Annotated in this window: 11 protein-coding genes; 7 read left to right on the top strand and 4 right to left on the bottom strand. The window is 42.4% G+C overall.

The annotated features are described in order from the left end of the window. The first annotated feature begins 567 nt into the window (after window positions 1-567). Genes leuS through C233_RS0100280 form a run of 3 tightly spaced genes read left to right on the top strand, consistent with a single transcriptional unit; the run spans window position 568 to window position 4,882 of the window. Window positions 568-3,405 (top strand): leucine--tRNA ligase, encoded by a 2,838-nt coding sequence (gene leuS / locus C233_RS0100270; RefSeq protein WP_018665604.1) that lies wholly within the window; start codon window positions 568-570, stop codon window positions 3,403-3,405. Window positions 3,406-3,410: 5 nt separating this feature from the next. Then, complete coding sequence (locus C233_RS0100275; protein ID WP_018665605.1) at window positions 3,411-4,313, top strand: YitT family protein; 903 nt, start codon at window positions 3,411-3,413, stop codon at window positions 4,311-4,313. After that, window positions 4,310-4,882 (top strand): non-canonical purine NTP diphosphatase, encoded by a 573-nt coding sequence (locus C233_RS0100280; protein ID WP_018665606.1) that lies wholly within the window; start codon window positions 4,310-4,312, stop codon window positions 4,880-4,882. The genes C233_RS0100275 and C233_RS0100280 overlap by 4 nt, the downstream gene beginning before the upstream one ends. 53 nt (window positions 4,883-4,935) lie before the next feature. Here C233_RS0100280 and nadA read toward each other — a convergent pair whose 3' ends face one another. Next, a complete protein-coding gene (gene nadA, locus C233_RS0100285) occupies window positions 4,936-5,973 on the bottom strand; it encodes a quinolinate synthase NadA (protein ID WP_128081926.1) in 1,038 nt (345 codons plus the stop codon). A gap of 467 nt (window positions 5,974-6,440) precedes the next feature. On the opposite strand from nadA, the gene C233_RS0100290 reads away from it, so the two are divergent. Then, window positions 6,441-6,971 carry an RNA methyltransferase gene (locus C233_RS0100290; RefSeq protein WP_018665608.1) on the top strand — a complete coding sequence of 177 codons (531 nt, stop codon included), beginning with the start codon at window positions 6,441-6,443 and terminating at the stop codon, window positions 6,969-6,971. 231 nt (window positions 6,972-7,202) lie between these two features. Here C233_RS0100290 and C233_RS0100295 read toward each other — a convergent pair whose 3' ends face one another. After that, window positions 7,203-7,835 carry a DUF4294 domain-containing protein gene (locus C233_RS0100295; RefSeq protein WP_018665609.1) on the bottom strand — a complete coding sequence of 211 codons (633 nt, stop codon included), beginning with the start codon at window positions 7,833-7,835 and terminating at the stop codon, window positions 7,203-7,205. A gap of 97 nt (window positions 7,836-7,932) precedes the next feature. Here C233_RS0100295 and C233_RS0100300 point away from each other — a divergent pair, with 97 nt between their 5' ends. From C233_RS0100300 to C233_RS0100310, 3 genes are all read left to right on the top strand, one after another. Continuing rightward, complete coding sequence (locus C233_RS0100300) at window positions 7,933-9,957, top strand: helix-hairpin-helix domain-containing protein (RefSeq protein WP_026314677.1); 2,025 nt, start codon at window positions 7,933-7,935, stop codon at window positions 9,955-9,957. A gap of 146 nt (window positions 9,958-10,103) precedes the next feature. Then, window positions 10,104-10,877, top strand: coding sequence for a radical SAM protein (locus C233_RS0100305; RefSeq protein WP_018665611.1), 774 nt, complete (start codon window positions 10,104-10,106; stop codon window positions 10,875-10,877). Between the two features lie 26 nt (window positions 10,878-10,903). Next, window positions 10,904-11,413, top strand: coding sequence for a flavin reductase family protein (locus C233_RS0100310; RefSeq protein ID WP_018665612.1), 510 nt, complete (start codon window positions 10,904-10,906; stop codon window positions 11,411-11,413). A gap of 80 nt (window positions 11,414-11,493) precedes the next feature. Here the strand turns inward: C233_RS0100310 and C233_RS0100315 are convergent, their stop codons facing one another. Both C233_RS0100315 and C233_RS0100320 read right to left on the bottom strand, forming a co-directional pair. Next, window positions 11,494-11,970, bottom strand: a complete 477-nt coding sequence (locus C233_RS0100315; protein ID WP_018665613.1) for a lipocalin-like domain-containing protein — start codon at window positions 11,968-11,970, stop codon at window positions 11,494-11,496. A gap of 22 nt (window positions 11,971-11,992) precedes the next feature. Further along, the gene (locus tag C233_RS0100320; protein WP_018665614.1) at window positions 11,993-12,814 is read right to left on the bottom strand and encodes a DUF1573 domain-containing protein; all 822 of its coding nucleotides are present in this window, start codon (window positions 12,812-12,814) and stop codon (window positions 11,993-11,995) included. Window positions 12,815-12,826 lie beyond the last annotated feature (12 nt).

A 12,826-nucleotide genomic window follows, 5' to 3' on the forward strand; every position in this document is an offset into this window, starting at 1 on the left:
AAAATAAATATAAAAACAAAAGTAGGAAGTAAACTATAAATGAAGAAACGGACAGGGGGGACAAATAAGAAAAAACGATTACCTTATAAATTATTGCATATTAGCGAGTTATTTTTCAAATATACAGAATTCACAAGGGGATATTTATAAAACTGTACTTCCTACTCTCTTCTTTTTCGTCGTACATCTTACAAAGACTGTTTTTGCAATGGCAAATACCGGTTGCATTCAGACCGGTCGATAGCGATAAGGGCTGTCCAATTTTCCGAACAGCCCCTTTACAATATCCTAAAAAATCTTTTCTTTGTAAAATCCTATTGAATTAATTCAGCTATTATTTGTATTACAAACAAAAAATTAGTTTTAAAAGCACTTTACAAATATAGCGATAAAAAGCATATTGCCAAGTATTCCATGCTGTTTTTTTACACTACTTCGTTATAAATCTGAAAATAAACACTTAACTTTGCACCGTTTAATTAACAGGATATAAACCGAATTACATAGACTGTCAACAAGTTTTAGTAAGTATATCAACAAGTTTTCAACAATATAATTAAAACCATTATGGAATACAATTTCAGGGAGATTGAAAAGAAATGGCAAAAACGGTGGGTAGAGAATAAGACCTATCAGGTAATGGAAGACGAAACAAAACAGAAATACTATGTATTGAACATGTTCCCCTACCCCAGCGGTGCAGGTTTGCACGTGGGACATCCGCTGGGATACATCGCTTCGGATATCTATGCCCGTTACAAACGCCTGCAAGGTTTCAATGTCCTGAATCCCATGGGATACGATGCTTACGGCTTACCCGCAGAACAATATGCCATACAAACGGGACAACACCCTGCAATTACTACCGTCAACAATATCAACCGCTATCGCGAGCAATTGGACAAGATAGGTTTTTCTTTCGACTGGAACCGCGAAATCCGTACTTGCGACCCGGAGTACTACCATTGGACGCAATGGGCTTTCCAGAAGATGTTCAACAGCTATTACTGCAATGACGAAAAGCAGGCACGCCCTATTGAGGAACTGATAGAGGCATTTTCAAAATACGGAAACGAAGGATTGAACGCTGCATGCAGCGAAGAACTACGCTTTACTGCCGAAGAATGGAATGCCATGAACGAAAAAGAGCAGCAGGAAACCCTGATGAACTACCGTATTGCCTATTTAGGCGAAACCATGGTGAATTGGTGTCCGCAACTCGGTACTGTACTTGCCAACGACGAAGTGGTAGACGGCGTATCGGAACGCGGCGGCTTCCCCGTAGTCCAGAAAAAGATGCGCCAATGGTGTCTGCGCGTATCTGCCTATGCACAACGTTTATTGGACGGACTCGATACTATCGACTGGACCGAATCCCTGAAAGAAACCCAGAAGAACTGGATAGGTCGCAGCGAAGGTGCGGAAATACGATTCAAGGTAAAAGACAGCGATTTGGAATTCACCATTTTTACCACCCGTGCAGATACCATGTTCGGAGTTACTTTCATGGTACTGGCTCCCGAAAGCGAGCTGGTAGCCCAGGTAACTACTCCGGAACAGAAAAACGATGTAGACGCCTACCTGGAACGTACCAAGAAACGTACCGAACGCGAACGTATCTCCGACCGCAGCGTAACCGGCGTATTCTCCGGAAGCTATGCTGTCAACCCTTTTACGGGTGATGCAGTGCCTATCTGGATTAGCGATTATGTATTGGCAGGATACGGAACAGGCGCTATCATGGCCGTACCTGCACACGACAGCCGCGACTATGCCTTTGCCAAACATTTCAATCTTCCTATCGTTCCACTGGTAGAGGGCTGCGATGTAAGCGAAGAGAGCTTCGATGCCAAAGAGGGTATCGTATGCAATTCCCCGAAAGCGGGCGTGGAACCTTATTGCGACCTCAACCTGAACGGACTGACTATCAAAGAAGCTATCGCCGCCACTAAGAAATATGTGAAAGAGCATAATCTGGGACGCGTAAAAGTAAACTTCCGCCTGCGCGATGCTATCTTCTCACGCCAACGTTATTGGGGCGAACCGTTCCCGGTTTACTACAAGGACGGCATGCCTTATATGATTGACGAAAGCTGCCTGCCGCTGGAACTTCCGGAAGTAGCGAAATTCCTGCCTACCGAAACAGGTGAACCTCCGTTGGGACATGCTACAAAATGGGCTTGGGATACAACCAACAAATGTGTAACCGATAACAGCAAAATAGATAATATAACCGTTTTTCCGCTGGAACTGAATACAATGCCGGGATTCGCAGGTTCGAGTGCATACTATCTGCGTTATATGGACCCGCGCAACCACACTGCACTGGTAGATAAGAAAACAGATGAATACTGGCGTAACGTAGACCTCTACGTAGGTGGTACGGAACATGCTACCGGCCACTTGATTTATTCCCGCTTCTGGAACAAATTCCTACACGACCTCGGCATTTCCGCTGTCGAAGAACCGTTCCAGAAATTAGTAAACCAGGGTATGATTCAGGGAAGAAGCAACTTTGTGTACCGCATTAAAGATACCAATACATTCGTATCGCTGAATCTGAAAGAACAGTACGACACTACCCCACTCCATGTCGATGTCAATATCGTATCCAATGATGTCCTGGACATAGAAGCTTTCAAGGCATGGCGTCCCGAATACGAAACGGCAGAGTTTATCCTGGAAGACGGCAAATACATTTGCGGCTGGGCTGTAGAGAAGATGAGCAAATCCATGTTCAACGTCGTTAACCCCGACATGATTGTAGAGAAATACGGTGCGGATACGCTTCGTATGTACGAGATGTTCCTCGGCCCCGTAGAACAGTCCAAACCGTGGGATACGAACGGCATAGACGGTGTACATCGTTTTATCAAAAAATTCTGGTCTTTGTTCTATGACCGTAACGACAATTACCTGGTAACCGACGAACCTGCCGGCAAGGAAGAACTGAAATCCTTGCACAAGCTCATCAAGAAGGTTACAGGAGATATCGAACAATTCTCTTATAATACAAGTATCAGTGCTTTCATGATTTGTGTAAACGAGCTGTCCGCACTGAAATGCAACAAAAAAGAGATATTGAACCAGCTTATCGTTACGTTAGCTCCTTTTGCTCCGCACGTATGCGAAGAATTATGGGAAACGTTAGGCAATACAAGTTCGGTATGCGATGCGCAATGGCCTGCATACAATGAAGAATACCTGGTAGAAAATACGGTTAACTACACTATTTCATTTAATGGAAAAGCCCGTTTCAACATGGAATTTCCTGCTGATACGGCATCGGAGGTTATTCAGGAAGCAGTATTGGCCGACGAGCGCTCCACTAAATGGATAGACGGAAAAAATATCGTCAAGGTAATCGTAGTGCCCAAGAAGATTGTAAACATTGTTATCAAATAACAAATATGCAAATTACAAAACCGACTAAAACGGAAGTGATAAGAGAGTTGAAAGACTATATCTTCATCACTTTCGGACTTATTTCCTATGCTATGGGATGGGCTGCGTTCCTTATCCCCTATCAGATTACGACCGGCGGTACTACAGGTATCGGAGCTATCATCTATTATGCCACAGGATTTCCTATCCAATGGTCGTACTTCATCATCAATGCGGTCTTAATGACATTCGCTATCAAGATTTTGGGACCCAAATTCAGCATTAAGACTACGTATGCTATCTTCGGACTGACTTTCTTTTTGTGGTTTTTCCAGTTATTGGTGAATGGAGCAGACGGAGTGCCTCCGCAAATCCTCGGCCCCGGCCAGGACTTTATGGCCTGCCTGATAGGCGCTACCATGTGCGGTATCGGTCTGGGTGTCGTATTCAACTGCAATGGAAGTACAGGCGGTACGGATATCATCGCCGCTATTATACACAAATACCGGGATGTCACTTTAGGCCGCATGGTTATGGCCTGCGATGTGATTATCATCGGTTCCTGCTATTTCGTATTCAATGATTGGAGGCGGGTCATTTTCGGTTTTGTAACGTTATTCGTCATCGGTATCGTACTGGATTACATCGTCAACAGCGCACGCCAGTCGGTACAGTTCTTCATCTTCTCCAAAGATTACGAAAAGATTGCCGACCGTATTATAAAAGAAACCCACCGGGGCGTAACGGTACTCGACGGCATAGGCTGGTACAGCAAACATAATGTAAAAGTATTGGTCGTACTGGCTTATAAACGCCAGTCCGTCGAAATATTCCGATTAGTCAAAGACGTCGACCCGAATGCTTTTATTTCCCAAAGCTCCGTTATCGGCGTATATGGGGAAGGTTTCGATAAATTAAAAGGAAAATGAAATTCGTATTTGCAACTAATAACGCACACAAGCTGGAAGAAGTCACTGCTATTCTGGGAAACAAAATAGAGCTTCTCAGCATGAAAGATATCGGCTGTCATACGGATATTCCCGAAACAGCGGATACGCTCGAAGGAAACGCCTTGTTAAAGGCAAGATACATTTTCGAGCATTATCATTCGGACTGTTTTGCCGACGATACCGGCCTGGAAGTAGAAGCCCTGGGCGGAGCTCCGGGAGTATATTCCGCACGTTATGCCGGCAATGCACACGATTCGGAAGCCAATATGAAAAAGTTATTGCAGGATATGGAAGGTATAGAAAACCGTAAAGCCCGGTTCCGTACCGTTTTCGCCCTTATCGTCAATGGAAAGGAACATCTGTTCGAAGGTATCGTAAAAGGCGAAATAACGAAATGCAAACACGGTACTTCAGGTTTCGGATACGACCCTGTTTTCATTCCCGAAGGATATACGCAAACGTATGCTGAAATGGGCAATGAACTGAAAAACAAAATCAGCCACCGGGCATTGGCTACGAATAAGCTTTGCAACTTCCTGGCGAAATAGATACAATCACCGCAGGTTGTAAAATTCCGTGCAACCTGCGGCGAACTATATCTTTATAAGCCCAGCTTTGCAGAAATCTCCAACATTTTCTTAATCGGTTTCACTGCTTTTTCTGCAATTTCCGCCTCTACCCTGATTTCCGGCGATTCATTCTTCAGGCAGTCATAGAGCTTTTCCAACGTATTCAATCTCATGAAATTACATTCATTACAAGCACAGGTACTGTCATTGGGAGGAGCCGGAATAAACTTCGTTTGCGGACATTTTCTCCGCATCTCATGCAAAATACCCGATTCCGTGGCAACGATGTACTCTTTCTCAGGATGACCGACCGCATACTTCAGTAAAGCAGCCGTAGAACCTACCACGTCCGCCAACTTCAAAACCGTATTCTTACATTCGGGATGAGCCAGCACGATTGCACCAGGGTATTGCCGCTTCAGTTCGACAATCTTTTCAACCGAAAATTGCTCGTGCACATGGCATGCCCCGTCCCATAATAACATATTCCTGCCGGTAACGGAGTTTATATAATTTCCCAGGTTCCTGTCGGGACCGAATATTATCTTCTCATCTTCAGGAAAGCTTTCAACGATTTGCCTGGCATTGGTGGAAGTCACCACTACATCTGTAACAGCTTTCACGGCAGCCGTTGTATTTACATAGGATATAACCGTATATCCGGGATGTTCTTCGACGAACCGTGCAAACTTATCGGCCGGACAACTGTCAGCAAGCGAACAACCCGCCGCCATATCGGGCACTAAGACCTTTTTGCCGGGACAAAGCACTTTTGCTGTTTCGCCCATGAAGTGGACGCCGCACATCACTATAATATCAGCTTCCGTCTTTGCCGCCCATTGTGCCAGAGCCAGGCTGTCGCCAACGTAATCGGCTATGTCTTGTATCTCACCCTTCTGGTAGTAATGTCCCAAGATGACCGCATTCTTCTCTTTCTTCAGTTGCTTGATAGCTTCTATCAGATTATCCATAATAATAATTTTTATTTCTCTTTCTTTTCTAAAGATCTTTTGATAGTGATGATAGGCTGTTAATAGTGTGGACAAATTAATATGTTTTTTCTTGCCCATGAAGTTATTAGTGTAAGGCAAAACTTTATCCTTCGATTATTAACGTAAGAAATCAGGGTTATATCTCTTGATAATAAGCCTTCTGTACTTTTATAACTTCGCTTCATTAACATCTTGTTGATAAACCGCAAAGTTAATAACTTTACAGAGATTAATCCATGGAATGAGGCTTAAAAATGTGTTTATATAACCTTTGAAAATTTAGTCGAACTTTTTTGTTTTGTTCGTTATACCCATGCAATATGCGTTACTTTGAATAATGCAAGTATTATTTCTAAAAATCTTTCCCTATGCTATTGACACCTTTTTCAGTGGTTATTAACAGGGATGTGAACGGAAAGGAGTATCTTTGCAAAATCAGATTGCATTAAACTATAAAGGTTCCTGCAGAGGATATAGAACGATGATTTTGAATAATCGTCCTGATGCGGGACTTCATGTAATTCAAGGTGAAAAAACTAATTATCATGAATAGAAAGCTTAAGATAACCGAACTGAACCGTATCAGTACGGAGGAATTTAAAAAGGCTGAAAAGCTTCCGCTTGTAGTTATACTGGATAATATCCGTAGTTTGCATAATATAGGTTCCGTATTTCGTACTTCGGATGCTTTTCGTATCGAATGTATCTGTTTGTGTGGCATTACAGCTACTCCGCCTCACCCTGAAATGCATAAAACCGCTTTAGGCGCAGAATTTACCGTTGACTGGAAATATGTCAGTAACACTGTTGAAGCGGTTGATAACTTTAAGAACGAAGGATATATCGTGTATTCCGTAGAACAGGCGGAAGGCAGTATCATGCTGGATGAATTGGTTTTAGAGAAAGGTAAAAAGTATGCCGTAGTAATGGGGAATGAGGTAAAAGGCGTCCAACAGGAAGTTATCGACCATTCCGACGGTTGTATCGAGATTCCCCAATACGGTACGAAACACTCTTTGAATGTGTCCGTAACGGCAGGCATCGTTATTTGGGACTTATTCAAAAAATTAAAGTGAATTACCGGTTAATAAGTAAGAATAACCGTGTTGAAATAAGCGGGTATTTTGTTTTCCGTCTTTTAAATTAACCATTATTTATTTAGGTTATCAACAAACTATTTATTTGTATTATAATAGTTTATCGGTTTTATTCCATTGTTAGTAACAAGTTTATCAACCTGATATTAATCATTGGGATTTTCTCTTGGGATAAGCGGTGTCGCTAAAGCAGCCGTGGTAATGGAATTGCTAAAGTTGCCCGCTTTCTATCATTAGAATTACTCTCTCCGTAAGCGCATCGTTTCCGGTAGGGTCATATTGCTTTTTCAGGCTGGCACCGAATAATGCCGCAAAAGTTTGATAGAATCCCGCTTTAAAAGGTCCCATGAATGCTTTGACCAGTTCATAAGAAGTCGAATTGGTTTGTCTGTCTACTAACTTTATCAACAGTTTTCCTTGGGCGAAAGAGAGTTTTTTCATGCGGGGAGTATATTGCTCCTTCAATCCTTTTTCTACGGCTTTAAGATGTTTCTTACGTTCTTTTTCGGTGGGCAGAGTCTGTAGATACTCATAAGTTTCGATAATGGCGCGGTTGATTTCTTTAGAGATAGGAAGCACTTTTTTCACATCGCGGATAAGCTTGTAGTACTTCGCCATTTCGCGTTTATTTTTAAATTTAAGTGGTTTAAAGATATATACGGTAGTAAGTTTTACATACGGAATCGTATCGCCGTTGTATACGCACATGGGAGTAAGATAGACGCTTTTGGATATATCGGTTTCAGGTTGTTGCTGGGCATGGCAAGCCAGGCTTCCCGACAAGAGAAACACTATGAGTATTACTATGTTAAACCGCCAGTTCATGCCGCAAAAGTACACCATTCTATGGAATGTTGTTGCATTGCTCTCGTTTTTCCTTGTTCAATTAACTAATTTAAGGTAACTTCGCTGTTTATAAATTTGGAAACACCCTATTTCAATGACAGTAATCAAGGTAGGAGTTTTTATAAGTATGCTGTTAATGACTCCTATGCTTGTAGCTCAGAATACGGTTGCATCTCCGTGGGAAGAAAATTTGGAACAGCTTTCCATGGACGGAGAAGAAAAAAATTGGGAAGATGAACTGGAAGAACTTTCCAATCGCCTGCAAGAACCGGTTAACATTAATTCCGCTACTAAGCGGCAATTAGAAGAATTTCCTTTTCTGACAGAACTTCAGATAGAAAACATTCTGGCATATGTGTATATACACGGACAAATGCAGACTGTTTACGAATTGCAACTGGTGGAATCGTTGGATAAACAGACTATCGAATTATTAATACCGTTTATTTGTGTAAAACCTATTGAAGATAATCCCGGTTATCCTTCTTTAAAAAACATATTGAAATATGGCAAACATGAAATACTGGCACGTATGGATGTTCCTTTATATACCCGTAAGGGATATGAAAAAGACTATTCAGGACCTGCCGTTTATCATTCGTTGCGTTACGGTTTTCGTTATGGGGATTATTTTCAGGCAGGTATAGTAGGAGAGAAGGATGCAGGCGAACCGTTCTTTGCTTTGCAGGATAAGAAAGGGTACGACTATTATTCCTTTTATTGCCTGTTCAAGAATATGAACAGGATAAAAACACTTGCACTGGGTAATTATAAGCTGAGTTTCGGTCAGGGACTCGTACTCAGTACGGATTTCCGGTTGGGCAAAACCTTCTCCATGTCTACCTCGGAGTATCGTACGGGAGGAATTCGGAAACACAGCTCTACGGACGAATATAATTATTTTCGTGGAGTAGCGGCAACAGTGGAAATTCTTCGTTTTCTGGAATTTTCCGCTTTTTATTCGTACCGTTCCATGGACGGCACGTTGAAAGACGAAAAAATCACCTCTATTTATAAAACAGGGCTGCACCGTACGGAAAAGGAAGCAAACAAAATGAACGCTTTTACCATGCAATCCATGGGCGGCAACCTGACTTATGAAAAGAATAAGCTGAAAGTGGGAATAACAGGTATCTATTACTTTTTCAATCATCCTTATGAGCCCGATTTGAAAAAGTACGCAAAATACAATCTGCATGGAAACGATTTTTATAATGTAGGTGTAGATTATAAATATCGCTTGGGAAAATTGGTATGGGTAGGAGAGGGGGCAGTAGGAAAAAAAGGATATGCTTTGTTGAACCAGTTGAAATATAAGTTATTAACAGATTATCAACTGCTGTTGATTCATCGTTATTATTCTTATGATTACTGGTCTTTCTTTTCCCGTTCTTTCGGAGAAAGCGGTACGCCGCAAAATGAAAACGGCTGGTATCTGGCAGTAGAAGCAACCCCTTTGGCATACTGGAAATTCTTCGCTTCATTGGATTTATTTTCTTTTCCGTGGTTGAAGTATCGCATAAGTAAGCCTTCGCAAGGAATAGACGGAATGTTCCAGGCGATTTATTCCCCCCGTAGAAATTTGTCCATGTATATTAATTACCGCTATAAACGGAAAGAAAGAGATGTATCGGGAACGGACGGAAAGATTACATTGCCCGTTTATCATCATAAATTCCGGTATAGGCTCACATATATGCCGGGAGCTTTTATGTACCGTACTACGATTGATTATAATCATTTCCACCAGCAAAGCGGAAAAGGATACGAATTCGAAAAAAAACAAGGCTGGCAATGCACGCAATCCTTTGCTTATACTTTTTCCGGCTTTCCCTTAGCCATATCCGTACAAGGCATCTATTTCCATACGGACGACTACGATTCGCGCATTTATACTTCCGAAAAAGGGTTGCTCTATACATTTTATACTCCTTCGTACTATGGAAAGGGTTTTCGTTACTCAGCTCACATACGTTACGATTTGAACAAAGTCTTTATGTTTCTCGTTAAGTTCGGACAAACCGTTTATCGAAACCGTGAAACTATCGGTTCCGGTAACGATTTGATAAAAGGAAATAAAAAATCGGACTTGCAGATGCAGCTTCGTATTAAGTTTTGAGTAATAACTACAGTGTTTTTAGGAATATCTGCATGTTTATTTTCTATCTTTGCCGTGCTGATTAGGTGGTTTGTCTCTGGAATTTTAGAAAGTAAACTACTAAAAGGATATTGAATTTAAATCGCAAATTACAAATCATAAATAAAATGACTGTTATTTATCCGTCTCCCATATTCGGCCCTGTTCATTCCCGCCGTTTGGGAGTATCTTTGGGAATCAACCTGTTACCGGAAGACGGTAAAGTGTGTACTTTCGACTGCATTTATTGTGAATGCGGATTCAACTCCGAGCATCGTCCCAAAAAGCCGCTTCCTACGCGTGAGGAAGTACGTACCGCATTGGAAACCCGGCTACAAAAGATGCAAAAGAACGGCCCCGTTCCCGATGTGCTTACTTTTGCGGGAAACGGAGAACCGACCGCACATCCGCATTTTCCTGAAATCATAGAAGATACGCTCACCTTGCGCGACAAGTATTTTCCGAAAGCCAAAGTAAGCGTGCTAAGTAATTCTACATTTATCTACCGTCCTGCCGTATTCGAGGCTTTGAATAAGGTAGATAATAATATTTTGAAGCTGGATACGGTCGATGAAACATATATCCGTACATTAGACCGTCCTACCGGCAAATATTCCGTAGCTTCCGTTATCGAAGGCATAAAGGCATTCAAAGGCAATTGCATCATTCAGACTATGTTCCTGAAAGGCGGTTTTCAGGATAAAGACATGGATAATACTTCCGATAAGTACGTTTTGCCCTGGTTAGAGGCTGTTAAAGAGATTTCTCCGCGTCAGGTAATGATTTATACTATCGACCGTGAAACTCCCGACCACGACCTGCAAAAAGCCACTCACGAAGAGTTAGACCGTATTGCAGCATTGGTAAAAGAGGCGGGGATAGCTGTGAGTGTTTCCTATTGAATTAATAATCCTAATAATACATAGTTATGAAATCGGTAGCGATAAAAGACCTTAATGAGAATTTTTTCGAGGCGATAGGCAAGGAATGGATGTTGGTAACAGCAGGCAATAAAGAACATTTCAATACGATGACTGCCAGTTGGGGAGGCATAGGCTTTCTTTGGAATAAACCGGTAGTATTTGTTTTTATCCGTCCGGAGCGTTACACTTTTGAATTTATCGAAAAGCAGGAATACTTCACACTTTCTTTTTTGGGAAAAGAGAACAAAAGCATCTATAATTTCTGCGGAAGCAAATCGGGTAGGGAAGTGGATAAAGTGAAAGAAACCGGACTAATGCCTGTCGTAACGGATAAAGGAAATATCTTGTTCGAACAAGGACGTTTGAGTTTGGAATGCCGTAAGCTCTTTATAACGGATATGAAAGAAGAAAATTTTCTGGATTACTCTGTTTATGAGAAATGGTACGGAGGTACTCACGGCAATCTGCACTGTGTTTATGTGGCGGAAATTACAGATGCATGGATAGCAGAATAAAAACATTAAGGGAGATATCCTTCACGGACGTCTCCCTTATTAATTTTATAGAGTAAATTTATGAAAAAAAATGGTTGTGCTTATTCTTCCTCATCGACTTTCGCTTCTTTCACGATGTCCTCGGGAATTTTTTCACAACGTACGTATTTGTTTACATCATTTTCATTATCCTTGGCAGTCCATACCATGGAGCCTGTTTCCAGCAGGTCGGTTATGATATACTCATTGTTCCAGTCTCCGTTGCCGAAATCGTACATTCCGCTGATAATAGAACCTAAATAAGGGTCTTCCTCGATGCTGAAACTTCCGGTAATATACCGTGCATACATGCTGTCGAACTTCTGGTACATCTCGAAAGTCTGCTCTTTCCGGTTGAAAGTCACATAACAGTACGTACCTTCCGCCAGGGGCTGCCCGTTCCATTCGGAAAGTTCCCATGTCCCGTTCAAGTTGGCAGGAGTCACTGCAAGTGTAGGAATTACCGCTTCATCGTCGTCGCAGGCAGAGAAGCAGCACAGGAAGGCAAATAAAGCCATTAAGTTGAAAATATTCTTCATATTCGTTTTCTTGTTTTTATCGTTACTTGATACAGTTTACTTTGATGTCGAGCGTCCGATCTGACGGCCGTGCGTCCAGTCCCTCTATTATAACCGGAAAGCTGAACTGCCCTCCTTTCCCGTGGGGAATCTTCGAGGCATCGACGGTTATTACGATGTCCGCCTCCTCTCCCGGGTTTATAACTTCGGGCTCTGTGCGGAACGTGGCGAAACCGGGTATGATTACTGCGGACAGTCTCAGTGGCTTTTCCCCGCTGTTTCCGCATAAAATCCTTTCGGTCTGCCTTTTTCCGGGCGCTACTTCCTTGAACTCCATTCGCTTCTGTTTCAGCCTCAGTTTCCCCATTGCGTAAGGGTATCTTGCCCATTGTCCTGCCGCCGGCAATACGTTGCCTATGAGCGTCAGCTTCGCTACGGGGGCTTTTTCTGATTGTGCGAGATATACGAATGCATTCGTATCCACCGTTCCCGGATGATTTTTGGGGTTGTACACCAATGTGATGTCCCTCTTTCCTCCCGGTTCTATGTCTCCCGCCTCTACGTGTGCAACTGCACATCCGCAGGTTGTCCTAACTCTTTCCAGGCGGACGGTCTTTTCACTGATGTTGGTGCATACGAACCTGTATGTTCCCGGTTCATCGTCCTCCGTCAGTGTTCCGATGTCTTGCACCGTCCTGTCGAAGCGTATTATCTGTTTCGCCTCCTTCATCAGAGGAGGATTTATCAGGGAATCGATTCTTTCTTGTGAGAGGAAACGGACATCCCGTTTCTGGGCATTCACCATTCGGAATTGTCCGGTTCCTACACAAAATAAAAGCAACTGTATCCAAATAATCGGTTTCATTGATTACTTAAA

The sequence above is a fragment of the Bacteroides gallinarum DSM 18171 = JCM 13658 genome (genome assembly GCF_000374365.1).
Lineage (GTDB): Bacteria > Bacteroidota > Bacteroidia > Bacteroidales > Bacteroidaceae > Bacteroides > Bacteroides gallinarum.

Coding starts and splice junctions, on each gene's coding strand:
- C233_RS0100295 (WP_018665609.1), bottom strand. CDS start 7,835: ATGGTGTACTTTTGCGGCATGAACTGGCGGTTTAACATAGTAATACTC.
- C233_RS0100300 (WP_026314677.1), top strand. CDS start 7,933: ATGACAGTAATCAAGGTAGGAGTTTTTATAAGTATGCTGTTAATGACT.
- C233_RS0100315 (WP_018665613.1), bottom strand. CDS start 11,970: ATGAAGAATATTTTCAACTTAATGGCTTTATTTGCCTTCCTGTGCTGC.
- C233_RS0100290 (WP_018665608.1), top strand. CDS start 6,441: ATGAATAGAAAGCTTAAGATAACCGAACTGAACCGTATCAGTACGGAG.
- C233_RS0100320 (WP_018665614.1), bottom strand. CDS start 12,814: ATGAAACCGATTATTTGGATACAGTTGCTTTTATTTTGTGTAGGAACC.
- C233_RS0100310 (WP_018665612.1), top strand. CDS start 10,904: ATGAAATCGGTAGCGATAAAAGACCTTAATGAGAATTTTTTCGAGGCG.
- nadA (WP_128081926.1), bottom strand. CDS start 5,973: ATGGGCAAGAAAAAACATATTAATTTGTCCACACTATTAACAGCCTAT.
- C233_RS0100305 (WP_018665611.1), top strand. CDS start 10,104: ATGACTGTTATTTATCCGTCTCCCATATTCGGCCCTGTTCATTCCCGC.
- C233_RS0100280 (WP_018665606.1), top strand. CDS start 4,310: ATGAAATTCGTATTTGCAACTAATAACGCACACAAGCTGGAAGAAGTC.
- leuS (WP_018665604.1), top strand. CDS start 568: ATGGAATACAATTTCAGGGAGATTGAAAAGAAATGGCAAAAACGGTGG.
- C233_RS0100275 (WP_018665605.1), top strand. CDS start 3,411: ATGCAAATTACAAAACCGACTAAAACGGAAGTGATAAGAGAGTTGAAA.